Source organism: Paraburkholderia sp. BR10936, assembly GCF_040965735.1.
Taxonomy (GTDB): Bacteria; Pseudomonadota; Gammaproteobacteria; order Burkholderiales; family Burkholderiaceae; genus Paraburkholderia; species Paraburkholderia nodosa_A.
Genome location: NZ_JBFRCM010000005.1, coordinates 16,327 through 41,791, shown reverse-complemented (window position 1 = coordinate 41,791; position 25,465 = coordinate 16,327). Strand labels below are relative to the sequence as shown.

22 protein-coding genes and 1 pseudogene are annotated in these 25,465 nt (G+C 63.7%); 10 read left to right on the top strand and 13 right to left on the bottom strand.

From position 1 onward, the window contains the following. Positions 1 to 8: 8 nt before the first annotated feature. Positions 9 to 929 (bottom strand): LysR substrate-binding domain-containing protein, encoded by a 921-nt coding sequence (locus AB4Y36_RS12395; RefSeq protein WP_368683099.1) that lies wholly within the window; start codon positions 927 to 929, stop codon positions 9 to 11. Positions 930 to 1,454: 525 nt separating this feature from the next. Between AB4Y36_RS12395 and AB4Y36_RS12390 the strand changes: the two are divergent. After that, positions 1,455 to 1,583, top strand: a pseudogene (locus tag AB4Y36_RS12390) (IS5/IS1182 family transposase); the annotation flags it as partial. A gap of 46 nt (positions 1,584 to 1,629) precedes the next feature. Here the strand turns inward: AB4Y36_RS12390 and AB4Y36_RS12385 are convergent. The 3 genes from AB4Y36_RS12385 to AB4Y36_RS12375 all read right to left on the bottom strand — a co-directional run bounded on the left by AB4Y36_RS12385 (position 1,630) and on the right by AB4Y36_RS12375 (position 5,106). Further along, positions 1,630 to 2,610 (bottom strand): zinc-dependent alcohol dehydrogenase family protein, encoded by a 981-nt coding sequence (locus tag AB4Y36_RS12385; RefSeq protein ID WP_368683098.1) that lies wholly within the window; start codon positions 2,608 to 2,610, stop codon positions 1,630 to 1,632. Between the two features lie 52 nt (positions 2,611 to 2,662). Further along, entirely contained in the window at positions 2,663 to 4,060 is a 1,398-nt protein-coding gene (locus AB4Y36_RS12380; protein ID WP_368683097.1) for a dihydrolipoyl dehydrogenase, read from the bottom strand. Positions 4,061 to 4,191: 131 nt separating this feature from the next. Further along, on the bottom strand, positions 4,192 to 5,106 hold the full coding sequence (locus AB4Y36_RS12375) for a LysR family transcriptional regulator (RefSeq protein WP_368683096.1): 915 nt from the start codon (positions 5,104 to 5,106) through the stop codon (positions 4,192 to 4,194). A 125-nt stretch (positions 5,107 to 5,231) separates the two neighbouring features. Here AB4Y36_RS12375 and AB4Y36_RS12370 point away from each other — a divergent pair, with 125 nt between their 5' ends. Both AB4Y36_RS12370 and AB4Y36_RS12365 read left to right on the top strand, forming a co-directional pair. Beyond that, positions 5,232 to 6,146, top strand: a complete 915-nt coding sequence (locus AB4Y36_RS12370) for an EamA family transporter (protein ID WP_342948682.1) — start codon at positions 5,232 to 5,234, stop codon at positions 6,144 to 6,146. A gap of 124 nt (positions 6,147 to 6,270) precedes the next feature. After that, complete coding sequence (locus AB4Y36_RS12365) at positions 6,271 to 7,644, top strand: LLM class flavin-dependent oxidoreductase (RefSeq protein WP_368618233.1); 1,374 nt, start codon at positions 6,271 to 6,273, stop codon at positions 7,642 to 7,644. A gap of 86 nt (positions 7,645 to 7,730) precedes the next feature. On the opposite strand, the gene AB4Y36_RS12360 is transcribed toward AB4Y36_RS12365, so the two are convergent. Next, positions 7,731 to 8,531 carry a MetQ/NlpA family lipoprotein gene (locus tag AB4Y36_RS12360; protein WP_254318700.1) on the bottom strand — a complete coding sequence of 267 codons (801 nt, stop codon included), beginning with the start codon at positions 8,529 to 8,531 and terminating at the stop codon, positions 7,731 to 7,733. A 189-nt stretch (positions 8,532 to 8,720) separates the two neighbouring features. On the opposite strand from AB4Y36_RS12360, the gene AB4Y36_RS12355 reads away from it, so the two are divergent. Together AB4Y36_RS12355 and AB4Y36_RS12350 are read left to right on the top strand one after the other, a co-directional pair. After that, positions 8,721 to 10,217 (top strand): MFS transporter, encoded by a 1,497-nt coding sequence (locus tag AB4Y36_RS12355; RefSeq protein ID WP_368683095.1) that lies wholly within the window; start codon positions 8,721 to 8,723, stop codon positions 10,215 to 10,217. A 141-nt stretch (positions 10,218 to 10,358) separates the two neighbouring features. Beyond that, entirely contained in the window at positions 10,359 to 11,774 is a 1,416-nt protein-coding gene (locus tag AB4Y36_RS12350; protein ID WP_368683094.1) for a YeiH family protein, read from the top strand. A 224-nt stretch (positions 11,775 to 11,998) separates the two neighbouring features. On the opposite strand, the gene AB4Y36_RS12345 is transcribed toward AB4Y36_RS12350, so the two are convergent. Beyond that, entirely contained in the window at positions 11,999 to 12,823 is an 825-nt protein-coding gene (locus AB4Y36_RS12345; protein ID WP_368683093.1) for a phosphate/phosphite/phosphonate ABC transporter substrate-binding protein, read from the bottom strand. Positions 12,824 to 12,951: 128 nt separating this feature from the next. Between AB4Y36_RS12345 and AB4Y36_RS12340 the strand changes: the two genes are divergently transcribed. After that, positions 12,952 to 13,953, top strand: coding sequence for a fatty acid desaturase (locus AB4Y36_RS12340; protein ID WP_368683092.1), 1,002 nt, complete (start codon positions 12,952 to 12,954; stop codon positions 13,951 to 13,953). 3 nt (positions 13,954 to 13,956) lie between these two features. Here the strand turns inward: AB4Y36_RS12340 and AB4Y36_RS12335 are convergent, their stop codons facing one another. After that, complete coding sequence (locus AB4Y36_RS12335) at positions 13,957 to 15,129, bottom strand: epoxide hydrolase family protein (protein ID WP_368683091.1); 1,173 nt, start codon at positions 15,127 to 15,129, stop codon at positions 13,957 to 13,959. Positions 15,130 to 15,500: 371 nt separating this feature from the next. On the opposite strand from AB4Y36_RS12335, the gene AB4Y36_RS12330 reads away from it, so the two are divergent. The 4 genes from AB4Y36_RS12330 (at position 15,501) to AB4Y36_RS12315 (ending at position 21,188) form a co-directional block, all read left to right on the top strand. Continuing rightward, positions 15,501 to 16,526, top strand: a complete 1,026-nt coding sequence (locus AB4Y36_RS12330; protein ID WP_342948688.1) for an amidohydrolase family protein — start codon at positions 15,501 to 15,503, stop codon at positions 16,524 to 16,526. 139 nt (positions 16,527 to 16,665) lie between these two features. Beyond that, positions 16,666 to 17,343, top strand: a complete 678-nt coding sequence (locus tag AB4Y36_RS12325) for a substrate-binding domain-containing protein (protein ID WP_368683090.1) — start codon at positions 16,666 to 16,668, stop codon at positions 17,341 to 17,343. 196 nt (positions 17,344 to 17,539) lie between these two features. Next, positions 17,540 to 19,315 carry a tannase/feruloyl esterase family alpha/beta hydrolase gene (locus tag AB4Y36_RS12320; RefSeq protein ID WP_368683089.1) on the top strand — a complete coding sequence of 592 codons (1,776 nt, stop codon included), beginning with the start codon at positions 17,540 to 17,542 and terminating at the stop codon, positions 19,313 to 19,315. A gap of 523 nt (positions 19,316 to 19,838) precedes the next feature. Next, positions 19,839 to 21,188, top strand: a complete 1,350-nt coding sequence (locus tag AB4Y36_RS12315) for an MFS transporter (protein ID WP_342948691.1) — start codon at positions 19,839 to 19,841, stop codon at positions 21,186 to 21,188. Positions 21,189 to 21,259: 71 nt separating this feature from the next. On the opposite strand, the gene AB4Y36_RS12310 is transcribed toward AB4Y36_RS12315, so the two are convergent. The 6 genes from AB4Y36_RS12310 to AB4Y36_RS12285 form a co-directional block, all read right to left on the bottom strand. Next, positions 21,260 to 21,628 (bottom strand): hypothetical protein, encoded by a 369-nt coding sequence (locus AB4Y36_RS12310; protein WP_368683088.1) that lies wholly within the window; start codon positions 21,626 to 21,628, stop codon positions 21,260 to 21,262. Between the two features lie 283 nt (positions 21,629 to 21,911). Next, positions 21,912 to 23,648, bottom strand: a complete 1,737-nt coding sequence (locus tag AB4Y36_RS12305) for a ShlB/FhaC/HecB family hemolysin secretion/activation protein (protein ID WP_368683087.1) — start codon at positions 23,646 to 23,648, stop codon at positions 21,912 to 21,914. Positions 23,649 to 23,665: 17 nt separating this feature from the next. Beyond that, positions 23,666 to 24,088, bottom strand: a complete 423-nt coding sequence (bamE, locus tag AB4Y36_RS12300) for an outer membrane protein assembly factor BamE (protein ID WP_368683086.1) — start codon at positions 24,086 to 24,088, stop codon at positions 23,666 to 23,668. A 246-nt stretch (positions 24,089 to 24,334) separates the two neighbouring features. Next, positions 24,335 to 24,595, bottom strand: coding sequence for a hypothetical protein (locus AB4Y36_RS12295; RefSeq protein ID WP_368683085.1), 261 nt, complete (start codon positions 24,593 to 24,595; stop codon positions 24,335 to 24,337). A 12-nt stretch (positions 24,596 to 24,607) separates the two neighbouring features. Beyond that, positions 24,608 to 24,904 (bottom strand): hypothetical protein, encoded by a 297-nt coding sequence (locus AB4Y36_RS12290; protein ID WP_368683084.1) that lies wholly within the window; start codon positions 24,902 to 24,904, stop codon positions 24,608 to 24,610. Positions 24,905 to 25,031: 127 nt separating this feature from the next. Then, positions 25,032 to 25,457 carry a hypothetical protein gene (locus AB4Y36_RS12285; protein ID WP_368683083.1) on the bottom strand — a complete coding sequence of 142 codons (426 nt, stop codon included), beginning with the start codon at positions 25,455 to 25,457 and terminating at the stop codon, positions 25,032 to 25,034. Between the last annotated feature and the right edge of the window lie 8 nt (positions 25,458 to 25,465).

Sequence of the window (25,465 nt, the reverse complement as noted above, 5' to 3'; positions counted from 1 at the left end):
CAAGACGCCTATATTGCGTTCTGCGAAAGATCCCCGATACACGTATCGGTTTTTTTTATGGGGAGGCCGATCGTCTCGGCCAACGTCGCCATGAATGTGGTGATGAGACGCGCGCCCGAACGGCTGCGCAGGTGGTAAAGATATTCGTATACGGCAGGGCATTCCGGCTCGATGGACACGGAAACGAGCGCTGAGCCAAGGGGCACCTCGCCCGCGGGCATCAGGGCGCAGCCGAGGCCGAGGCGGATCGCTTCACAGATCGCTTCGCGGCTGCCGATCTCGATGAGCGCGCGAGGCTCCACGCGGCGCTGCCCAAGCGCGGCCTCCGTTGCGGCGCGCGTGCACGAGCCCTGTTCGCGCAGCAGCAGCGTTTCGGCCGCGAGCACGTTCAAGTCGACGTTGCGCTGCCCCGCAAGCGGATGGCGAGGTTCGACCACGAGTACGAGCCGATCACTCGCGATGCGATGCAACTCGAGGCTCGCGTCGTCCACGTAATGGGATGAGACCGCGATATCGACGCGATGCTCCGCGAGCGCGTCGAGCACGGCTTGCGAATTGCCGATCTCGATGCCGATCTGGACGTGAGGATAGCGGCGACGAAATGCGGCGATGGTCGGCAGGACGTAGTAGGGGCCGGTGGTCCCGAGCCGGAAGCTGCCCGCGAACAACTCGCACTCGTTGCGCAGTACGAAGTCGATGTCGCTCTCCGCCTGCGTCATCCGGTCAATGAACGGCATGAGCGCCGCGCCGGTCTTCGTCACGTCAAGGCGGCTGCCGCGCCGATGAAAGAGTTGCACGCTGTACCGTTGCTCGAGCTGCTGGATGCGCGCTGTGACGGTAGGCTGACTTATCCCCAACCGTCGCGCGGCAGCCGTGACGCTGCCCTGTCGAACCGTTTCGTAGAATGCAGCAAGCAAAGGAGCAAGCATTTTCTGTTTTCCCAGACATTATCCGGCGGAGGGGATGCAGCATGTGGGGCGACCGTACACCACCGGTCCAGTCTCACGTTCGTGAGATACGTAAGGACTGGAAGCTTTATCCGGGGCACGCGCTACCGAGTTATGAAGTCATTTCCTTGCGGTAGCGATTTGCCGTTCGAGATACGGGGCGGGCAGCACCGGCGAACGCCAGTACGTCGACCAATCCCATGAAATTGTCCGGCAATTCTTCGATTTGCTCGATCGGTGGGCTATATTGCGACCATGCGTTCGCTTAATCTCTCGGCAAATGCCGGCGGGATGTATTCCGAGCGGTCCACGTAGATGTAATCTCTCATTCGGTCGTCGACATTCTGAACGATTTCCATGGCGTCGCCAAGGCAGCTATCGAGCGGCTCCGCGTTTCTCGCTTTGAGCAAAGCTGTTGCCTTTCAGCAAAAGCCGTTAAATAAGGCCACTCAGCAACCGCTTAGTTCTATGCGTCGAAGCAGTCGAAGGATTCAATGCGCGACGGTCAACGCACGCGTGACACGCGCCGACGGTCATGCCGGGCGTGAAGCGGCCAAGATCATGATCCACGACGCTCGGCAAGCGGCAGAGGGTCCGGACGCAGAAATCACGCTGGATGCAGACAAGGGTTACGACGCAAGGTCGCCGGATGTATAGCACCGCGACGCAGCACAACCTACCCTCAACCAATCTCAACCACAACCTTGCTAGCCGCACTCCCGTCGGCGACAGCCTCATAAGCCCGCTCGGTGTCGTTCAGCGAGAAGCGCCGCGAATCCACCCGCGGCTTAAGCTGCCCCGCCTCGACAAGCCGCGTAGCCTCACCAAGCATCTCACCGTGATGCCCACGGTTCTCCCCACTCAAAAGGGGATAAAGCGTAAACACCCCCGAATAAGTCGCCTCACGAAACGACAGCGGCGCGAGCGCATGCGTGCCCCACCCAAGCGCGCTCACCACGTGCCCAAAATGCTTGACCGCGGCAAACGAAGCATCGAGCGTCTTGCCACCCACCGTGTCCACCACGAGATCAAACCCGGCACCTGCCGTATGAGCTTGAACGTACTGCTCGACGCTCAGCGCGCCGTAATCGATAGGCGTCGCACCCAGTTGCGAAATCACATCGGCATTGCGCGTGCTCCCCGTCGCGAAGACAGTCGCATCAAGCACGCGCGCAATCTGCACGGCCACGTGGCCGACGCCACCCGCGCCGCCCTGAACGAGCACGCTCTGACCCGCCGCCAGGTGTGCGCGATCGACGATGCCCGACCACGCCGTGATGAACGCAAGCGGCAACGCGGCGGCTTCGCGCATCGAAAGATTCGCGGGCTTGCGCGCGAGGAGGTCCGCGTCGACGGCAGCGTACTCGGCCAGCGAACCTTGGATGCCGCCCACGCCGCCCGTCATGCCGTACACCTCGTCGCCGGGCGCGAAACGCGTGACGCCCGCGCCGACCGCTTCCACCACGCCTGCCATGTCGATGCCGGGCACGAGCGGCAGCGGATGCTTCGCATGATCGGCCTTGCCCGCACGAATCTTGACGTCGAGCGGATTGAGGCCCGCAGCATGAACGCGCACGAGCACCTGGCCCGTTTGCGGTTCCGGGCGATCGAGCGTGGTCAGTTCGAGCGGACCATCGTACTGGCTGAGGACGAGTGCTTTCATTGTTAGTGTGTGTGCCGTTGCGAATTGAAATGGTTAGCCACGCGAGATTCACTCAGCCCTTGTGATTCAGCTGCGAGGCAGCGTCTCGCAAAGCCGTGCGCAAGCCTTCTTCGACCACCGGGTGATAGAACGGCATCGCCAGCATGTCGTCCACGCTCAATCCCATCTGCACGCTCCACGCGAGCAGGTGCCCGATATGTTCCGCCGCCGGCCCGAGCCATTCCGCACCCACGAAGCGCCGCGTCGCACGGTCCACGTACACGTGGCCCAAGCCGTGGTTCTTGAGCATCACGCGGCTGCGCCCCTGATCTTCGAAGCTCACGGCGCCCGTCACGAAGCGGCCTTCCACCAGTTCCCGATGTGACTTGCCAACCATGGCGATCTGCGGATCGGAAAACACGACTGCTAGCGGTGCGCGGCGCGCAACGGGTTCGACTTCGGGAAAGCGAGCCGCATTGCGGCCCGCGGCGCGGCCCTCGTCGGCGGCTTCGTGCAGCAGCGGCAGCACGTCGTTCGCGTCGCCAGCCAAAAACACCGGCGCGGTGCCGACTTGCAGCGTAGCCGCGTCGAAACGCGGCACGCCGTGCGCGTCGAGTTCGAGCGAGGTGTTTGCGAGGCCCAGCTTCGCCACGTTGGGGTTCCGGCCCGTTGCTGCCAGGACGTAATCAAACGTTGCTTCGGACTGCGTGCTATCCGCACGGGCATAGCGCAGCGTCACGCCCGCGTCGCTGCGCGTAGCCGATGCCACACGTCCCTGCGTCTCGAACTGCATTTCTGCGCCGAACACGCGGTGTGCTTCGCTGATCAGACGCGGGTCCGTGAGCGGTCCCACGCTGCCGTGCGAGCCGCCGTACAACGTCACGCGCACGCCGAGCCGCGCAAGCGCCTGGCCGAGTTCCAGACCGATTACGCCCGCACCGACCACCGCCACGCTGCGCGGCAAGTCCTCCCACGCGAACACGTCGTCGTTGACGATCAGCCGCTCGCCTAGTCCGGCGAGCGACTCGGGGACCGTGGGCGTCGAGCCCGTGGCGATCACGACGCTCTTTGCGCGCACCTGTATATGCTCGCCAACCTGGAGCAGACCGTCGTCGATGAAGCGGGCGTGCCCGACCAGGCGGTCCGCTTCGGGCAGGGCGAGCGTGCTGTCAACGACGAACCCAACGAACCGGTCCCGCTCGGTGCGCACGCGCTCCATCACAGCCCGGCCGTCGATCTCCATACCGAGCGGATTCACGCCGAAACGCGGCGCCATCGTTACCGCGTGCGCCGCCTCGGCCGCCGCAATCAGCAGCTTCGAGGGCATACAGCCCACGCGCGCGCACGTCGTGCCGTAAGCGCCGCCTTCAATGATGATCGCGCTTGCACCTTCCGCCTTCGCGGCGCGGTAAGCGGAGAGTCCGGCCGTGCCGGCGCCGATGATGGCGACATCCGTTCGCAATGTTTGCATCGTGTTTCCTCGAGGGGTTCATGCATTCGTTTCCATGACCCAGTCTAGGAGGTCCGCACACGCGGGTGAATGTCGGCGCTGCTCAAGTTCATGCCCGATCGTCTCACGGGCGGCGGCGCGCGGGCCGCCGGTCAACCGGGCATGTGCTGCGCGAGCCAGTCGATCAACACGCGCACCTTCGGCGGTAAAAACCGGTTGGGCGGATAGAGCATCCACACCGGTCCGCTGTAAGCGCGCGGCTCCAGCGACCACTCAGGTAGCACACGAACGAGCAGACCGTCGCGCAGAGCATCCGCCGCGGCGAATTCGGGCAGGCTCGCAATGCCCCAGTCCGCGAGTGCCGCATCGCGCCGCGCGCCCACGTCGTTGGCGATATAGCGGCCCTTCACCTCGACGGTATGCGTCTGTGTGCCGCGCCGGAAGGTCCAGCGGTTGTCGTCGGGCGTTTCGCCGAGATAGAGGCAGTCGTGGCGGGCGAGGTCCTTCGGGTGCTTCGGCGTGCCGTGCGCGCGCAGATAGCCGATGGACGCGCACGGCATCCACTGCAGCGTGCCGAGCCCGCGCGCCGCGAGCCCCGGCGGCGGTGTGGGCGTCGGGCGAATCACGATGTCGACGCTGTCTCGTACCGGATCGACGTCGCGGTCGGTAAAGATGAGCTGCACCGCGACCTCCTCATACGCGCGCAGGAAGCCGGAAATCAGCGGATGAATGACGCTTTGCGCAAACGAAATCGGCGCGCTGATGCTGACGCGGCCATGCGGGCGGTCGGTGAGGCGGCTGGCGGCTTGCGCCGCGCTGGCGGCGGCTCCGACCATGTCCGTACAGTGACGGTAGACTTCGGCGCCGGATTCCGTGAGCCGCAGGCTACGCGTGGAGCGCTCCAGCAGGCGCGTGCCGAGCGCGCGTTCGAGCCGCTGCATCTGGCGGCTCACCGTGGAAGGCGTGCTGCCGAGCTGGCGGGCCGCGACCGAGAAATTACCGGCGTCGACCACGCGGGCGAAGGTGGCCAGATCGGGGAGCAGGGGCAGGAGGTCAGCGGGATTCATGGCAGTCAGGGTTGAGCCATCTGTGCATCCAGAGCATAAATGATGTTCCGTCGAAGTGGATTATCGCCGGGAAGTCATTGCCGGACAATGTGCCCGTTCCCGGCCAATCTGCACGCTCGTTCCCCATGAATGCCCTGACCCGTTCGTCCCGCACCGTCGATCTATTGCTTGTTGCTGTCGCGCTTATCTGGGGCACGAGCTATGGCGTGGTGAAAGGTGCGCTGCTCGTCTATCCGGTGCTGGGTCTGCTCGCGCTGCGCTTTGGCACCACCTTCGTGCTGCTGTCGCCCGCGTTACGCGGTCTGCGTCATGTGACGTGGCGCGAGCAGATCGGCGTGATCGGCGCAGGACTCCTGCTGCTCGGCATCTTTCTGGCCGAGACGTTTGGCGTGTCGCTCACGAACGCCTCGAACGCCGCGTTTCTCATCAGCCTGTGCGTAGTCCTCACGCCGCTCGTGGAGTGGGCGTGGCTCAAGCGCGCGCCGCGGCCGGTGGAATGGGCGGCGGCTGGCGTGTCGCTGTTTGGCGCGCTGCTCCTGACGGGCGGCCATGTGGCGGCGAGCCCCGGCGATCTGCTGGTCGTGCTGGCCGCGCTGCTGCGCGCATTGACGACCTGCGCGGTCAAGCGCGTGATGAAGTCGGGTGCCGTGCCGCCGCTCACGGTGACGGCGGTCCAGTCCGCCGTCGTTTCGATCGGCTGCGCCGCGCTCGCGTTGACTGTTGCGCCCGAACAGTGGCGGCCGTTGCCGCCCTGGCAGGGGCACGGCGTATTCTGGGGCAGCGTGATCTATCTCGTGGCGGGCTGCACGCTGTTCGCCTTCTTCGTGCAGAACTACGCCGTGAGCCGCAGCAGCCCCACGCGCGTGGCGTTGCTCATGGGCAGCGAGCCGGTGTTCGGCGCGCTCTTTGCATGCGTGTGGCTTGGCGAGCGGCTTACTTTGGCCGCGTGGATCGGCGGCATGCTGATCGTTGCCGCTTCGCTTTTCGCGCTCAAGCGGGAACCGCAGGCCGAAGCGCAGATAGAAGCGCAGACGCCGTGAAAGCGTAGGCCGCGCCCACATCCGCAAAGCTGATATGCAATTGCGAATTAACTGGTAGGGGATCGGGACGCAGGCTGTTCCAATGGGCGTTTGGACCTTCGATGCCGCAGGAGCGAGCCTTACGATGGCGAAAACGAACAAACCCATTTTGCTCAACGCGTTCAACATGAATTGCGTGGGACACATCAATCACGGGCTGTGGACGCACCCGCGCGACCGCTCGACCGACTACCGCACGCTCGCGTACTGGACGAATCTCGCGCGTACGCTGGAGCGCGGGCTCTTCGACGGGCTTTTTCTCGCCGATATCGTGGGCGTCTACGATGTCTATCAGCGCAACGTGGACGTGACGCTGCGCGAGTCGATCCAGTTGCCGGTGAACGACCCCACGCTCGTCGTGCCGGCCATGGCCGCTGTGACCGAGCATCTCGGCTTTGGCGTGACGGTGAACCTCACATACGAGCAGCCTTATTTGCTGGCGCGGCGCTTTTCGACGCTCGATCACCTCACGCAGGGCCGCATCGGTTGGAACATCGTGACGGGCTATCTGGACAGCGCGGCGCGCGCCATGGGACTCGAGCAGCAACTGCCGCACGACGAGCGCTACGACCGGGCGGACGAATACCTGGAAGTCCTCTACAAACTCTGGGAGGGCAGCTGGGAAGCGGACGCCGTGCGGCGCGACAAGGCCGCGCGTGTTTTCGCCGATCCCGCGAAGCTGCATCGCGTGGAGCATGCGGGACGTTACTACCGCGTGGACGGTTATCACCTGGCGGAACCTTCACCGCAGCGCACGCCGGTGCTGTTCCAGGCGGGCAGTTCGGGGCGCGGGCAGCGCTTTGCGGCGCGTCACGCGGAATGCGTGTTCATTTCGCCGCCAAGCCGCGCCGCCGCGCGCGAGACAGTGCGCGCGTTGCGCGAACAATTGGTGCAAGCGGGGCGCCGGCCCGACGATGTGAAGGTCTTCGTCGGCGTGGCGGTGGTGCCGGGCTCCACTGAGCGCGAAGCGCGCGAGAAGTATGCCGACTACCGGCAATATGCGAGCCGTGAAGCGGGGTTGGCGCATTTCGCGTCGAGCACGGGTGTCGATTATTCGCAATACGATCTGGACGCGCCCGTGGATTATGCGCCGGGCAATGCGATCGAATCCGCCACGCGGACGGCGAAGCAACACGGCTGGACGCGGCGCAAGCTGCTGGAGATGTTCGAGCTGGGTGGGCGCTATCCGGCGATTGTCGGCAGCGCTTCGCAGGTGGCGGATGAACTGCAGGCGTGGATTGACGAGGCGGATGTGGATGGGTTCAACCTGAGCCGCACTGTCGTGCCCGAGAGCTACGAGGATTTCGTGGATCTCGTCGTGCCGGAGTTGCAGGCGCGTGGGCGGTATAAGACGGCGTATGCGCCGGGGACGTTGCGGGAGAAGTTGTTTGGGGGGGAGGCTACCTTGCCGCAGCGGCATGCTGGGGCGGGGTATCGTTGGGCGGGTGAAGTGGTTTGAATGGGATTTAATGGGAGAGGCCAAAGCGCCGGGGAGCCGCGAATATAAAGCATCACGGCGCCCCGCGGCAAACCCCACCCACTCCCTTACTGCTGCGGCGCCCCCTGCCAGGCAGGCAACGTAGCCCCGTGATACACAGCAATAATCTCCGACGCCACATTAGGCTGCTGATAGCTCTCCACAAGCGCACGCACCCAACCCGCGTTAGCGTCCTTCTCATTCACGGCAATGAAGTTGCGATAAGGATTGCCAGTCACCTTCTCCTGAGCAATCCGCTCCTGCGGAATCTTGATGCCGGATTTGACGGCCCAGTCCGTATTGACAACGGCCGCATCCAGATCGCCAATCGCGCGCCCGACGATACCCGAATCAAGTTCCTTGATATGGATATTCTTCGGGTTCTTCGCGATGTCGCGTGCGGTCGGCAGCAGGCCGACGTCCTCGCGCAACGTAATGAGTCCCTGTGCCTGGAGCAGCAGCAGCGAGCGGCCTTCGTTGCTCGGATCGTTCGGCACGCCAATGGTCGCGCCCTGCGGCAGGTCTGCCACTGACTTCACCTTGCGCGAATACAGCCCGATAGGCTGCACGTAGGTAAAGCCGACCGGCACGATCTTGTAGCCGCGCGCCTTGATCTGCGCGTCCAGATACGGCTTGTGCTGGAACGAATTGGCGTCGAGGTCGTGGCTGGAAAGCGCTTCGTTGGGCTGCGTGTATTCGGAGAACGTGGTCACCTTGATCGTGAGGCCGCGCTTCGCGGCGTTGGCGGCCACCACGCGCCACACGTCCTCGTCTTCACCCGACATGATGCCAACGCGCAACGTCTGGTCTGCCGCGTGCGCGAGCGTCGCGCCCCCAATACTTACGCCCAGCGCGAGCGAAGCCAGCATCGCGCCCAGCAAGGTTCTTTTCTTCATAGAATCCATTATTCGAAGAGTTGTGGATAGGGCGATGCTAGAGAGCGCGCGGCAAGCGGACAACCAATTTTGGGAGGATTGCTTAGCTATATTCGTCGTTTTGCGGCACGCAGCGACGTGGCTAGGATGCAGCGATTCCATTCCTCACGCGAGTCTCGTTCCATGTCCACTCTCGCCGTTCCCGCATCGGAACTCGTCGAAGCCGCCGGGCAAGCGCAAGCCCCGCAACATGCCGTGATCCGCTCCGCTCAGGACGTCTCCCGTATCGTCAACGCCGGCGCAGCGCAGGGCAGCAACGCGCGTATCGTGATCGCGATCGCACTGGGCGGTGTGTTTCTCGATGCCTACGATCTCACCTCGCTCGCCTATGGCATCAAGGATATCGCACGCGAATTCTCGCTATCGCCAGTGCAAGTCGGCTTCGTTTCGGCGGCCATTACGTTCGGCGCGATTCTCGGCGCCCTGTTCGGCGGCTATCTCACGGACCGCATCGGGCGCTACCGCGTATTCATGGCCGACATGCTGTTCTTCGTGGTGGCCGCAATCGCGGCCGGGCTCGCGCCCAACGCCTGGGTGCTGGGCGGCGCACGCTTTCTCATGGGCTTCGGGGTGGGGCTCGATCTGCCGGTCGCCATGGCGTTTCTCGCCGAGTTCTCGCGCGTGGCGGGCAAGGGCAACAAGGCGGCCAGCGTGGCGGCGTGGTGCCCCGCGTGGTACGCGGCCACGAGCACCTGCTATCTGCTCATTCTCGGCCTCTATGCGATCCTGCCCGAGCATCAGCTCGGCTGGCTCTGGCGTATCACGCTCGCGTTCGGCGCGGTGCCGGCGCTCGTCATCATTGCCGTGCGTAGCCGCTATATCAGCGAGTCGCCCGTGTGGGCCGCGAATCAGGGCGATCTGGAAGGCGCGGCGCGCATTCTCAAGCGCTCGTATGGCGTGGATGCCGTGGTCGAGCGCGGCGAAGCGCCCACGCGAGCGCCGCGTGCTGCTTCATGGCGCAACTACGGCGTGCTTTTCAACGCCACGTATCGCCGCCGCACGATCCTTGCCGCAACGATCGGCGCGGCGTCTTCTTTCGGATACAACGCGATCATTTTCGGCCTGCCCGTGATCATCGCGAGCTTTCTCCAGCAGGGTCCGCTCACGACCATCGTTGCTTCGCTCACGCTGAACCTGTTGTTCGCTTTCGTTGGCGGGTTGATCGGCGTGCGTACCGCGCCCACCGTCGGCGCGTGGAAAATGACCGTGCTTGGTCACACGCTGCAGTTCGTCTCGCTCATCGGTCTTGCGCTGATCGGCCATCCGGGCAGCGCCTTTTTCGTTGTGGTCGCCATTCTGCTGCTAGGCGGCTATCTGTTCGGGCAGGGCTTCGGCCCCGGTTCGCATTGCATGACCTATGCATCGCTCAGTTATCCGACCTCGCTGCGCGGCATTGGCGTGGGTTTCAATCAGACGCTCGTGCGCTCCGCTTCCACGGTGTCGCTATTCCTGTTTCCCGTGCTCGCCGCGGCGCTCGGCACGAAGGTCTTCTGGGTGATCGCCATCGCGCCGCTCGCTTCGCTGCTCGTGCTGCTCGCGATCCGGTGGGAGCCCTCGGGCTACGACATCGATAGCGAGGATTATGCGGATGAACGCGAAGAAGCTGCAATTGCAGCATAAGCAAAGAGGAATAAGTCATTTTCGTTTCGAACGTGCGCATTCCATACTGAGTGCGAGGCGCGTGCTTCGGGATGTGTAGCGCCTGTTTAACGGCGACATGGCGATTGCCGCAATCGAGGTTTGAACAGGGGAAAACTAACTATGAGCCATACGACTCTTGCGGATGAGGGTGGCAAGCGCGCGGGTGAGACCGTCACCGCGCAACGCAGGCCGTTCGGGACGGAAGACTGGTGGGCGGTTGCAATCGGGCTGTTCGTGATTGCGATCGCGTATGGGCTGTTTGCTTCGGGCGGCAGTATCAAGAGCCTTGCCGTGGCGCCCGGGCGCTGGAACGACTTCGACGAGCTCGCTCGCAACCTCGCCGCGCATGCGGGAGCCTATGTCGCGCTTTTCGTGGGGTTTGCGGCCGTGTTCTCGGTGGCCATTGCGGCGCTCGGCTTGCCGGTCGCGCAATTCATTCGGGGATTCTTCGTCCTCTTCGTGGTGTCGGCGGCCATCTTCATTGTGGGCGCCTGGGCGCAGGCCGCGCGCTACAACCTTGAGCCGCCGCTCATCGCACTGGCGCTCGGGCTCATCGTGTCGAATATTTTCACTGTGCCCGCCTGGCTTGCGCCGGCGCTGCGAGTGGAGTTCTACATCAAGGTCGGGATCGTCCTGCTCGGCGCGACGCTGCCGCTTACGTTGATTGTGTGGGCGGGGCCGGTTGCCGTGGGGCAGGCTACCATCGTTTCGCTCGTCACGTTTTTCGTGATCTATGGCACGGCGCGGGCGCTGAAGATCGACCAACGCTTCGCCGCAGTGCTCGGCGTGGGCGGTGCGGTGTGCGGCGTTTCGGCCGCGATCGCGATTGCGGGCGCGGTGCGCGCGCGGCGCGAGCAGGCTTCGGTTGCGATCACGCTGGTCGTGGTGTGGGCGATCGTGATGGTGTTCGCGCTGCCGGCGCTTTCGCGTGTGTTCGGCCTGCCGACCGGTGTGGCTGGGGCGTGGATCGGCACGTCGGAGTTCGCGGACGCGGCGGGCATTGCTGCCGCCCAGGCCTACGGGGACTTTGCGCGACACGCGAGCGGCGCAGTGGCGGGTGCGCCCGATGCATCGCTGCAAGCATTCGTGTTGATGAAGGTGGTGGGCCGCGACATCTGGATCGGCATCTGGGCCTTCGTGCTGGCGATCGTGGCGACCACGCGCTGGGACCGCGAGGCCGGTGACGAAGTGCAGACCACGACGCGCGCCCGCGAAATCTGGACGCGGTTTCCCAAGTTCGTGGTCGGGTTCGTGATTGCTTCGGCGTTTGTCACGTGGGTCGCTTCGCACTACACGCTGGCCGAATACCGCAGCGCCGTAACGCCAGGCTTCGTCGCGCCGATCGTCGCGTTGCGCACGTGGGCGTTCACGTTCTGCTTTCTCAGCATCGGCCTCACGACACGCTTCGCCGCGCTTTCGTCAACGGGCGTCAGGCCGCTCGCCGCGTTCACGGTCGGTGTGGCCGTGAATGTGGTGCTCGGGTATCTGCTTTCGGTGCACCTGTTCGCGCCGTACTGGCTTGCGCTCGGAAAATGAACTTGAATGGCGCGGCGCAATCCGGGAAGCGCCCACTGTGCGGGCAGTGTGCGCACTGGGCCGAAGACCGCGCGTTGCTGGAGGCACGCATCCCCGGGTTGGCTTCGTTCGGCTCGGCTTATGGGGCGAGTGTCGGGGAGAGCCGGTTATGTCTGCGGCACGACCGTTTGACTCAACCGGACGACCGCTGCGCGGCATTTGTCGCGCGCATCGCGTGAGGCCATTCAACGAAGCTCGGGATAGCCTTGCTGCGCGGCGGCATTCGCGATTGCTTCGATCTCGGCGTACGTCTCTCCCCTGAGTCGCGCGAATCCGCACAGGCGCAACGTGCGTGCGCGCTCGGCGTCGGCTGCATGAGCGGCATCTAGCGCGTCTCGCAGCGCCTGCGTCTGATCCTCGCCGAGCGCACGTGAGGCGATCAGCGGAAGGCCTGGGGCTGAGGCTGTCATGCCGATGGTTTGCACGCCGTCGAACCGTTCGGGGTGCGAATCGTGCAGCAATGCGAACGTGACGCAGTCGATCGCGCCCACGTCGGCCGCGCCGCTCGCCAGCGCGCGTAACGTGGTCGCGTGCGAGCCTGTCCAGAGCACCGAGGCGAAGAAGCGGCCCTCGCGGGCGAGCGGCGCGACCGCGTGGCGCAACGCGTTCATGCCGCTATGCGAATCCGCGCTGTTGCATGCGGCGCGCAAGCCGCGGCACGCTTCGAGCGTTTTCGCGCCGCGTTCCCACGCCTGGGATGAAACGGCAAGCACGCTTCGATAGCGCGGGCCTTCGCAACCGGGTGCGTCGAATATCGGGGTCGCGATCAGGCGGACTTCGTTGGCGAGTCCGAGCACGCGGTACGGAAACCCGCAGGTCTGCGAGAGCAGCAAGTCCTCGCGGCGCCAGTGCGGCATGAGTTCGCCCTCCGGCGCGTTCTCGATCGTGACGTCGCCTATGTCGAACGAGCGCGCCACGATGCCCAGACTGTCGCTCAACAGCGAGCGCCACGCCGCCGCATGTTGCGGCGTCACGTTGTACATCGGCAGGGAGGCGATCCAGCGGGTCATGGGCGCATTCTACGCCGCACGCAGGTGGCGCGTCGCGCAGCGCGGTGAGATAAGCAAATGGCAATTCGTTGGTTGGTGAGGCGCCGCGCGTTCGGTATGGTGAGGACCTGCGTTGCTTTGCTCTCCGTATGGAGTGGCACCATCCTTCATCGCGGGAACTGGCGAACATGGCCGAATATTTCGACGCAGACCACGCGCGGGAAGTCGCCGCGCTCGCCACCGGGTTCACGGCCCGCACGGAATGGCCCACGTGGCTACTGATTGCCGTGATCTACGGCGGCTGGTTTGCGGTGCTGGCCTTCGTGCGCTCGGGGCTGATCACGATCCTGGCCGCCACGCCATGCCTCATCGTGCTGTGCGCATGGCACATGTCGCTCCAGCACGAACTGCTGCACGGTCATCCCACCCGGTTCGCATGGCTGAACATGGCGCTGGGCTGGCCGCCGCTCGCCGTCTGGTTTCCCTATGCGGTCTACCGCGAGAGCCATATGGCGCATCATCGCGACGAAGCGTTGACCGTGCCCGGCATCGACCCCGAAACGAACTACGTGCAGCACGAGCAGTGGGCCCGCCTGCCGCGCTGGCATCGCGTGCTGTGGCACGCACGCAAGAGTTTCGTGGGCCGGGTGGTGATCGGGCCGCCGATGAGCGTGGCCGCCATGCTCGCCGGCGCGGCGAAAGCGCTGCGAAGCGGTGACTGGCGAGACGTGCCGATGTGGCTCGCGCACTGCGCGGCCGTCGTGGTGCTGCTCGCGTGGGTGCAGCGTTACGCGGGCGTGCCGTGGTGGTGGTATCTCGCCGCCGTCACCTGGCCCGCGCTCGGGCTCGCGATGGTCCGCTCGCTGTACGAGCATCGTGCGGTGTCGCATCCGAAGGCGCGCATCGCCATCAACGAGGCCGGGCTCGTCATGCGCTTTCTGTATCTGAACAACAACTACCATCTCGTGCACCACGATCTGCCGCGCTTGCCGTGGTTTCAACTGGCGCGCGCCTATCGCATGCGGCGCGACGACTATCGGCACAAATGCGGCGGATTCGTGATCGAAGGCTACGCCGCGCTGCTCAGGCGTTACGCGTGGCGCGCGACGGATGCCCCCGCGCATCCGTTCGGCGACAACGCCGCGCAGTGACCTTCATTCCCGAAACCGTTTAAAGAAGCGGCGAATGTCGGCCGCGAGAAGATCGGGCTCTTCCATGGCGGCGAAATGGCCGCCGCGCGGCATGTCGGTCCATTGCGCGACATCGAACACGCGCCCGAGCCACGACCGCGGCGGATGATTGATCTCCTTGGGAAAGCGCGCGAAGGCGACGGGCGGCGCCACGCGTTGCCCGGCCGCGAAGCGAAACGGCTGAAGACGGTTCTCCCAGTACATCTGCATGGATGTGCCGATGCAGCCGGTGAACCAGTACAGTGAAAGATCCGTCAGCAAGGTGTCCTTCGAGAACCGGCGCTCGATGTCACCGTCGCAGTCGCTCCATGCGCGAAACTTCTCGCCGATCCACGCGGCCAGTCCCGCGGGAGAGTCGTTGAGCGCCGCTGCCGCCGTCTGCGGCTTCGTGCTGTGCATATGCGCGTAGCCGCCCTCCAGCGCTGCCCAGTCGGTCTTTTCGCGCAGATAGGCCTGTTCCGCCGGGGTGAGCGGGGCTTGCGCGGCGTCGATTGCCGGTTCGTAGGAGCTGGGCAGGAAGTTCAGATGGATGCCCTCGACGGCCTGGCTGTGCCGCGCGGCGAGCGCAATGGACACGCCCGCGCCGAGGTCGCCGCCCTGCGCACCGAAACGCTCGTAGCCGAGACCGCGCATCAGCGCGGCCCACAGGTCTGCGATCTGGAACGCGGAAGTGCCGGGCGCTTCCGGCGCGGGTGAAAAGGCAAAGCCCGGCAGCGACGGGACGACGACGTCGAACGCTTCGGCCGGGTCCGCGCCGAATGCGGCGGGGTCGCAGAGCCGGTCGAGCAGCGCATGGAATTCGACGAACGACCCCGGCCAGCCGTGCGTAATGACGAGCGGGTAGGGCTTCGGGCCCGCGCCGCGCCGATGCACGAAGTGCACGCGCTGGGCACCTGCGCCACCCGCACCCCCCACTTCAGCCATAAATTGCGGCAGCCGGTTCAGCGCGCGTTCGGCGGCGCGCCAGTCGTATTCGTCTGCCCAATACGCGACGAGCTCGCGCAGCCACGCAGTGTCGGCCCCTTGTTGCCACGCCGGCGAGGGCGTGGCGTTGGCCCAGCGCGTGGCGCGCAAACGCCGGCGCAGGTCGTCGAGTGCCTCTTCGGGAACGCGAATTTCGAATCGGTCGATATGCATGGTGGTTCATCCGCACGTTGGCAGGCCGAGGGAACTGACGATTATGAGCGAATTCGCCGCAGCGCACCGGCCGCCCCCAGGGACCCTTCGAATTCCATCGATCGCTTACCAGATGTTTATCGAGCCATCGATTTAATTTATCGGCATTCGGCCGGCGCGGCAGGGCGGTGCGCCGCCTCATCCGGGCGAGGCGGCGCGGCGCAAACCCCACGGCGTCCATGGTTGCCGGTATTTTCAGCCGCCGGCTCCCGCACTCGCTTAGTGGCGCCAGCGGTATTATTTGCGCAGTCCAGGTAATAGCCCTGGCTACTAGCGCGGTGGGGCCAATTCGTACCGTAGCGCCACGCTTCGAATCAGCAGCAGAGGTCCCAATGATCATCGACATTCACGGCCACTACACTACGGCGCCCGCAGCGCTGGAGGCGTGGCGCAAACGCCAGATAGCGGGCATCGCCCATCCGTCCGGGATGCCGAAGGTATCGGAGCTGAAGATCAGCGACGACGAATTGCGCGAATCGATCGAACTCAATCAGCTCAAGCTGATGCGCGAGCGCGGTCTCGATCTGACGATTTTCAGCCCGCGCGCGAGTTTCATGGCCCATCACATTGGCGACTTCGAGGTGTCGAGCACCTGGGCCGCGATCTGCAATGAGCTGTGCCACCGCGTGAGCGAGCTTTTTCCGGAGCATTTCGTGCCGGCCGCGATGCTGCCGCAAAGCCCGGGTGTCGATCCCGCCACGTGCGTGCCGGAACTCGTCAAGTGCGTGGAGCAGTACGGCAATGTAGCGGTCAACCTGAACCCCGATCCCTCGGGCGGCCACTGGACGAGCCCGCCGCTTTCCGATCGCCACTGGTACCCGATCTACGAGAAGCTCGTCGAATACGACATTCCCGCGATGATCCACGTAAGCACGAGCTGCAACGCGTGCTTCCACACCACGGGCGCGCACTACCTGAACGCGGACACGACTGCGTTCATGCAGTGCCTGACGTCGGACCTGTTCCGCGATTTCCCCACGCTGCGTTTCGTGATTCCGCACGGCGGCGGCGCGGTGCCCTATCACTGGGGACGCTTCCGCGGTCTCGCGCAGGAGCTGAAGAAACCGCCGCTCAGCGAGCATCTGCTGAATAACGTGTTCTTCGACACCTGCGTCTATCACCAGCCCGGCATCGACTTGCTCACGCGCGTGATTCCCGTGGACAACATTCTGTTCGCGAGCGAAATGATCGGTGCGGTGCGCGGCATCGACCCGGAAACGGGCCACAACTACGACGACACGAAGCGCTATATCGAAGCCGCGCATGTCGATGCCGCGGATCGCTACAAGATTTACGAAGGCAACGCGCGCCGCGTGTATCCGCGCCTCGACGCGCGGCTCAAGGCAAAGGGGTTGTGAGCGCGCGCGTAGCGGCTCGCAGTCCATGCGACACCAGCGAAGCGCAAGACAAGGCGGCCTCGCTCACTCTGGACTGAAACGGAAGTCAATGACAAAGGACGATGTGAAAAGCAACGCCGCACTGGCGGGAGTCGGGTCGATGGCGACGCGTCTCCTGCTCGCGGACCTCGCCGAGCAATACGAGCGTGAAACGGGGCAGCGGCTGACCGTTGCGGCGATAGGCGGCGTGGAAGCCGCGCGCCGCGTGCAGGCCGGCGCGGCATTCGATTTCGCCGTGCTGGCCTCGGCGGCGATCGACCGCCTGGCGGCGGGCGGGCACCTCGTCGGTGCGCGCACGGACGTCGTGCACTCCGGCATGGCGGCGGCCGTCGCCGCCGGCGCGGCGCACCCGGATATCGGCACCGAGGACGCACTGCGCGAGACGATGCTGCGCGCGGCGCGCATCGGCTATTCGACGGGGCCTAGCGGCGACCATTTGTTGCGGCTGGTCGAGCGCTGGGGCGTGGCCGAAACGCTCAGGCCGCGCCTCGTGATGGCGCGGCCGGGCGTGCCGGTGGCGAGCCTGATCGCGGCCGGTGAGGTCGAGATCGGCTTTCAGCAATTGAGCGAGCTAAAGGATGTGCCGGGCGTGGAAGTGATCGGGCCGCTCCCGGCCGGGGCGCAACTCGTCACGGTCTTTTCCGCGGCGATCTGTGCGGTGTCGCAGCAGCGGCAGGCGGCAGCGGATTTCCTCGCGTTCCTCGGTTCGGCGCGCGCCGAGGCGACCAAGCGGGCGTTCGGCATGGAGCCGGCCGGCAACGCGGCGTACGGGCCGTAGCAGGGCACGAGCAAGACGGCAATAAGGGAAATAGAAGGGGCAATATAGAAGGGGCAATAACGCGATTGGATTGGACATTTCATGTCGCATGGTCTACGTATCCAAAGTAATTAGGCTTACTAATCAGAAAAAACAGAATCGGAGGCGTGAAAGTGACTCAGAAAAAAACCAGGACGTACGACACCAGGAGGCAAGCATGAGAAACCTGCATACCCGATGGCTTTTCACGAGCGTGCGCGCTCGTGCCGCCTCGCTGCTCTCGCTGTTCGCCCTCTTCGCGGCGGCCACGCTCGTGGCCGCGTGCGGCAGTGGCGGTAGTGGCAGCAGTAGCGCCGATGCATCGAAAGCGCCGCTTGCAGTCGTGGCGCCCGTGGTGGATTGCTCGAAGCTGGCGTCGGTCGATATCACCGATATTGGCGGCGCGGGCAGCGCGATTACTTCGGCTAGCGTGACCACGGCGACCATCAACGGTGCTTCGGTCAACTTCTGTACCGTAAAGGGCACGCTCGCGCCTTCGAATACGTTCGAAGTGGCACTGCCGGTGAGCACGTGGACGCAGCGCTTTGCGGCGCTGGGCTGTGGAGGCCTGTGCGGCAACCTGAGCGACCCGACCCAGCAGTCGTCGTTCAGCTTCAGCTACACGTGCCCGCTCGTGCAGGAAGGCGGCTTCGTGACGGCGGCGACCGACATGGGCCACTCGGGCAACGACACGACGTGGACTACGGACCCGCAAAAACAGGCCGATTTCGCCTATCGCGGGCAGCACATCACGACGCTCACGGCGGAGAAGCTCATCAAGGCCTACTACGGCCAGACGCAGAAGTACGCGTACTTCATCGGCTGCTCGGACGGCGGCCGCGAAGCGCTGATGGCCGCCCAACGCTATCCGAACGACTATAACGGCATCATTGCGGGCGCGCCGGCTGCGCACTTCCAGATCCAGAACTCGCTGTATCACGGCTGGAGCGTGGAGTCGCAAAGCACGACCGGCGACAGCACCGGCAACGCCGTTCTGTACGCCGACAAGGCGCTCGTGCTGCACAAGGCAGTCATCGCGGCATGCGGCGGCCAGGCGGGTGTGCCCGATGGTCTGATCGCCGATCCGCGCACCTGCAATTTCGATCCCGCATCGATCCAGTGTGCGCAGGGCGCGACGAACACGAGCAACTGTCTGACCGCAGCCGAAGTCGCCACCGCGAGCAAGATCTATGGCGGACCGGTCGATGCGACAACGGGTGAGCGCATGCTGGCGGGCTCCCCGCAGATGGGTTCGGAGGAGAACTGGGTCGGCGTGGAAGTGCCCACGACGAATTCGACGGCCACGCCGGTATCGGTGAAGAGCCTGTTCAGCTACATGATCGTGACGGGTGCTTATAACCTGATCTTCACGGGCTCGCCCACCATGCCGACCATCGACACCTTCGGCTACACGGATGCGAGCTTCTACCCGACCTACCTGCAGGCCAACCATCCGCTGGTGGACGCGACGAACCCCGATCTATCGGCGTTCAAGAAGGCGGGCGGCAAGCTGATCCTGTGGCACGGCTGGGCGGATCAACACATTTCGCCGCTCTTCACGATCCAGTACTACGAAGCGATGCAGAACACGATGGGCGCTTCGAACGTGAGCGATTTCGCTCGCCTGTACCTCGTGCCCGGCGTGGCCCACTGCGGCGGCGGCGAAGGCTTCCCGAACATCGACCTCGTCTCGCAGATCACGGCGTGGGCCGAGCAGGGCGCGGCGCCGAACGCGGTCATCACGTACCAGACCGATTCGTCGAACAACGTGACGGCCAGCCGCCCGGTTTATCCGTACCCGGCCGTCGCGCAGTTCACGGGCACCGGCGACTGGCACCTCGGTGCGAACTGGACGCAGGGCGCACCGCTGTATAACCAGCCGACGCATACCTGGGCAGGCTCGAGCTTCTATGCGACGTACACGCCGACTACGCAGGGTGTTGCCGCGCCTTAACGGGTGAATTTCGGGCACACTCGCTTGATTCGACGTTGAACCGGCCAGCCCTTCGGGGCTGGTTTTGTTTTGGAAGCGATAACTGAATCGCATGGCACATGCGGGGCAAGGGCAGCGGCTCGAACGGCGCCGCCGCCTCGAAAAGCGGCGCGTAGGGAAGCGGCCCCCGGCGATGTAGCGGCAACTGAATTCCGCACGATCGTCCAGCGCGTTTGCGAATCCTTTCGGAGAACATCGATTTTGTTTATCACGCTGGATTCGATTCCAGCCCCGGGCCGCGTCGGGCAAAGCGCGGGCCGAATGCGCACGGCCTTTACGCGGCGCGGCTTCCCGGGCGGTATCGCGGGTGCGAGCGTGCGGGAATCGCCCATGCGGACGGGCAAGGACGTATCCAATATGTGGTTAACCCGCACTTTTAGACGCGGGGTTGGCCATCTATCGTGCCCCCGACGGATAGCAGTTCGTTGAAATTCGACTCGGGCACGAGCGAGCGGCAGACCACAGAACGGACAGGAGACGACAGATGTCTGGCAGCAAAACAATCGATATCAAGGCGTTCATCGACGAACGCCACATTTCGGCCTACCAGTGGCTACTGGTGGCGCTGTGCTTCCTCGCGGTGACAGCCGATGGCATGGACGTGGCCATCATGGGCTTCGTCGCGCCCTCCATCATTCACGAGTGGGGCATTTCGCGTCCCGAGTTCGGTCTCGTCATGAGCGCGGCGCCCATCGGCCTCGTGATCGGCGCGCTGGCCGCCGGCCCGGCTTCTGACCGCGTTGGCCGCAAGTGGGTGCTGATCACCTCTGTGTTCCTCTTCGGCGTGTTCACGATCCTCACGGCGTTCACGCAGTCGCCGGTTTCGATGGCGGCGCTGCGCGTGCTGACCGGCATCGGTCTTGGCGCGGCCATGCCGAACTCCACGACGCTGCTCTCGGAGTACTCGCCGCAACGCCGCCGCGCGCTGCTCATCACGATCATGTTCACGGGCTTCAACCTCGGCTCGGCGTTGATCGGCTTCGCAGCTGGCTGGCTCGTGCCGAACCACGGCTGGCGCGCGGTGCTGATTTTCGGCGGCGCCATTCCGCTCGCACTCGTGCCGCTGCAGGCCTGGCTGCTGCCGGAATCGGCGCGTCTGCTCGCCGTGCGGGGCGCCACGAGCAAGCGCATTGCCGCGACGCTGAACCGCGTGACCGGCGCGAGTTTCGCGGGCGACGAGAACTTCGTTTCGACGGAGCCGCCGCTGCCCACGCGCAAGCCGATCGGCGTGCTGTTCTCGGAAGGCTATGGCGTGATGACCATCGCGCTGTGGGTCACGTATTTCATGGGTCTGCTCGTCATCTATCTGCTGACCGGCTGGCTGCCCACGCTGATCAAGGACGCGGGCCTCTCCATCACGGTGGCGGCGAACGTCACGGCCATGTTCCAGATCGGCGGCACGATCGGCGCCGTGCTGGTGGGCTGGATCATGGACAAGGTGCGCCCGGCGCGCGTGATCAGCGCGGCGTATGTCGGCGGCGGCATCTGCGTGCTGGCGCTGGCCGGTGTGGGGGCGCTTTCCTCGTCGCTCGCGCTGCTGGTGTTTGCCGCGGGCTTCTGCATGAGCGGTGCGCAAACGGGCCTGAACGCCTACGCACCGGGCCGTTATCCGACGGTTGCGCGTGCAACGGGTGTGAGCTGGATGTTGGGCATGGGCCGCTTTGGCAGCATCTTCGGCTCGGCCATCGGCGGTGCGCTGCTGGGTCTCGGCTGGGAATTCGCTGCGATTCTCGCCATGCTCGCCGTACCGGCGGTGCTCGCGGCGCTTGCGATCCTGGTTTCGCAGCGTGCGCGTCATTCGGAACCGGCTACGCAGGTGAGCGCGGCACACTGAGCTGGATTTAACAACAGCGCTGGACTGATCGGCGCGGCGGTCGGTCATTGTCTGTGTCGCCGGCTCATCCGTTACTTCGTCAGGCGAACCACATACAGCCCCGTCCGGTTCGGAATGCCGGCGACGCTGTAATTCGGGCTGACGGTGAACAGCGCTCCCGGAATTGTTGGAGAATAGGTCACGCCCGCAGCCGTAACGGTCGCCAGCTCGAGTGCAGGAGTGCCCGTCACAGGCTGCGTTGTCGAGAAATTGAACGTCAGCATCCGGTTGTCAAACTGCGTGATATCGCCAGCGCCACCTTCCGTGATTTCGTAGGCGAAGGGCGTCGTGATGCCAGCGGGCACCGGGTCAGGTTTGCCGAGGCAGAGCGTCAAGGCGCGCGTAACGCCACCTGTGGGGGCCTTGAATGTCAGCGTTGCGATATTGTCATTGGAGACCATCGTCATCGCCGTGCCCGCAGCGGTACTCGGGGGGATATCGAGGCGACTGTAGCTGGCCGGACAGTTGAAAGTGGTCGATTGCGGCGATGAGGCCGCGTCAGGCGCAGAGGCCGCACCTGGCGAGGATACTCCCGCGGAAGCCGACGAATCCGCCCCTGATGCTCCGCCACCGCCGCCGCTGCCTCCACCACACGCGGCCAGCAGCACGGCGGCGCTAATCAGACCCATCGAAAATTTTCGGCTCATCAACAATGTTAGCTCCTTATCGTCAGTGAATCGCACATCAGAATTGTCCCGTCACCTGAAAGCCCAGCGTCACGCCCGGCGCGGGGAAGCCGCGCGGCGCGTAGACCGGCGTGCCGGCGAACACGTCATAGGTGAACGCGCCCAGGCGCGAGGATACGGAACCCTTGAAACCAAGGACCGCGCCCGCGAGCTGCGTTCCGGCAAGAAACGCCGTAGATGGTCCCCAAAGGTGGCCGTAGTCGAGGCCCGCATAAAGCAACTGGCCTGTTGCCCCAAGCGGATACTGGAGTTCGTTGCGCCAGTAGAAGCCTTTCTCCGCGGCCAGCATCGTTTCACCGCTGAAGCCGCGAACCGTGTAGCGGCTGCCGATGGTCAGGTCATCGATATAGTTCAGTTCGTCGTTGGTGAACTGCCCGTGCAGCGTGCCGACATAACGCAGCGTCTTGCCGGCCACCGCGAACGGAACCGAGAGATTGGCGTCGAGCGTCGCCACGTGGAAGTAGTAGGTGGGCCCATTCGCCGAATCCGGCGATGCCCCGAGCGCACCGATACCCTGCCGGTAGGCGAGGGTGCCATCGAACTGCGCCGCGTCGAAGTAATGGCGATTGGTCAGCCCCGCCTCGATGAACGTGTTGTCGCGCTTCTGCTGTGGGATTTCGACGTCATCGATGAAGCTCGCGCCAAAGCGCTTGACTAGCTGAAACTCGACGCCCGAAACATCGTTCTGGCTACGACGAATGACGCGCTCCAGCTTCAGACCCGCTGTCTGCGCGTTTCCGCTCGAAACGAACGTCTGGTTGACCCCGGCAATTTGCTGGTAATACGTGTTCGTGTAGCCGAACAGCGTGCCAGTCCAGTAGCCCCACGGCACCGCATACGAGGCATTCCAGCCGTGTGTACCGAGGTCATGGTTGCCGAACTGCAAATCCTGGTTGTAGCCACCTGAAAGCACGTCGTTGATGCCCAGGAGGTTATAGAGCGCGAGCGACACGTTGCCGATGTAACGGCCCGTCGCGTCGCTGCCCGAGTTATCCGCCGAGACGACGAGCGACCATGGCTTCGTGCGCTTGACCGTAACCACGACATCACTCTGGCCGGGTTCGGTACCGGGCACTATCTCCATGGAGGCGTCCTGGTTCGGGACGCGCTTCATCTGCTCCAGTCCCTGTTCAAGGTCGCGCAACTGGAGGATGTCGCCGTCACGAGCCGGAAAGGCGGTTTTCAGCGTGCCCCGTGTACTGGCGTCGGCAAACTTCAGGTTGCGGATCACGCCCGGTATGAGCGTGAATTTCATCGTCCCTTTCGAGAGGTCCTGGGTCGGCACGAGTACGCGTGTCGTGATGTAACCGTGGCTCAGGATGACGCCTTGCAGGCCCTTCGCCAGCATGTCAACGCCTTGTTTGCCAACACATTGGCCCTCATAGTGGCCCAGCCAGTCGTGCAGGAATCCGAACGGATCGAGCGGCAACGCCGATGCACCCTTTACACGAACTACCTCAGGCAGCGTATCGGGAACCTCGACCGTGAACGTGTCGATACGGAAGCACGGCGTCTCGACGGGCAGTACGGGGTACTCGCCGACTACGGGCTCGGTCGAGCGTACAACGGGCGCGGCGACGGTCGCAGCGCGCTGCTGCGCGTCGCGTCGCTGCTCGACCTGCTGTTGCTGTACGGCGTTGGTACGGGCCGCCACATCGGGCGGGGTCTGCGCGTGGACAGCGAGCGGAATCAAGGCCGTCAGTGTCCCCGCTGACAGCCGCTTGGTGCGAGTCATTTTTCGTGATGACCGGGTTATTGCGGAAGAATGCCGCCCTTTACTTCTTCCTTGCTCGACTGCATGGCAAAATTCTTCACGACACCCTTGTCGTCAAAAAACACAACAAGTTCCTTTTTGTCCACGTCCTGCCCAGACATGAATATGTTGGCGAGAGGCACAAAATTGATCCCCTTGGCAGTGGAGTGCGAATAGCGGTAACGCCAGATTTCATTGCCGCTGTCGGTAAACGATGTTTCGGTTGGGTCCCCGAATGTAGCGCGCACGTCATCCTTCGTGCTCTTGCCCTTGGTAATTTTCTCGCCGACCGATGCGGCGCTCTCATCCTTGAGTTTCTGGACGCCCGCACTTGCGCAGCCGGCTAGTACAGCAGCAACGATCAACCCAGTAGCGATATTTTTGTAGAACACTGCCTTGTTCCCTTTAATAGTGTCGGCCATATCTATCTTCGCCGTTGCCGACCCCACGACGAAGAAGTGAATGATCAGACGTGATGGAAAAGCCCAAACTCTGGCGGTTCTAAAGAGCGCACCCCTCGCGCTACGGACACGCATCCCGCTGCTGCTGGACCTGTCGCTACTGTTCGGCGGTCGTGCGGACCGCCGCATCGGGCGGAGTCTGCGCGAGGACCGCGAGAGGAACGAGAACAGCAAGCGGAACTGACAAAAATTTCTTCTTGCTTATTTTCACTTGTTGCTTTCGTCATCGTCATTTTCGTAGCTCTTGCGGGCCTTCTTGTAGCTGCTATCGAATGGCTTGATATGCGCTAGTCGTGCGCGAGAACACATCCCGCCCACCGCAGCAAGTCCGAATCCAAACAACGCAAAGAGCGCGCTCCAGATCGAAGGAGTGAGGTACTTGAATGTCACGTAGCAAATTCCAATACCTATCGCTATAAAAGCGGAACATACCCATCCCGATAGATTTCCGTCTTCTATGAGTTTCATTTCTTCACCGAATTAACAAGTCCACCCCAAGACGCTCATTTCCATCTGGCGCATCTGGTCCTCGATCTGAGCTACGGTATATTTCCCGCCGCTCGCATCGGCCAGTTGCTGCGCGAGGGACTTCTCCTTGGGATCGATTTGACGATTGTAGAGATCCACGTTCGTTGCAGTTGCCGCGCCTGCTGTACCTCCGCCGACCAGTGCGCCGCCTGCGCCCGCTGCCACGTTCGCTGCAAGGTTGCCCAGAAGGCTGGAACCCGTCTCCGACGCCATGCCTTTCGAAAGGCTATCCAGTTGGTTCGCCATCATCGAGGCAATGCCCGCGCCAGCCGCGCCCCCGACCGCGTGCGTTACCGCACCTATAACGTTGACGCCTATGGGGCGTCGGCATCGACATATATGCCTGATTCCCGTCGCCCGCAAGAATTAAATTCTCCTACCCCCCTTCAAAATCATCAGGAAGATCGCCTATTTCTCGATATAGCGCCACGGCACACAGCACGACACAAAACAGAAAAACAGGGAGGAACATCCCAAACGCCTCCCCCCCATTTCCCTTCATCTCCCATAGTATCGAAAGCCCGAAATAGGAAACAAACAAAACAAATACTGCTGCATAAAAGCGAGAAAATAATTGCCCTCGGCTGAGCCGAGGCTTGCCAGTTAATGATCGATTCGCCTTGATCATCTGATAAGCAAAAAAAACAAAAGCAAACAAAAATACGGGAATCAGCCTCCCAAGTGCCGCAACAAATGTCATACCTCTCGCAATCGAAACGACGATGGAAAAAACCACCAATGATGCGAAGAGAGGAAATCTTTTCCGTAGTTTTGAGAATGCTATTTTTCCTGCTTCAAGCATGACTGCCT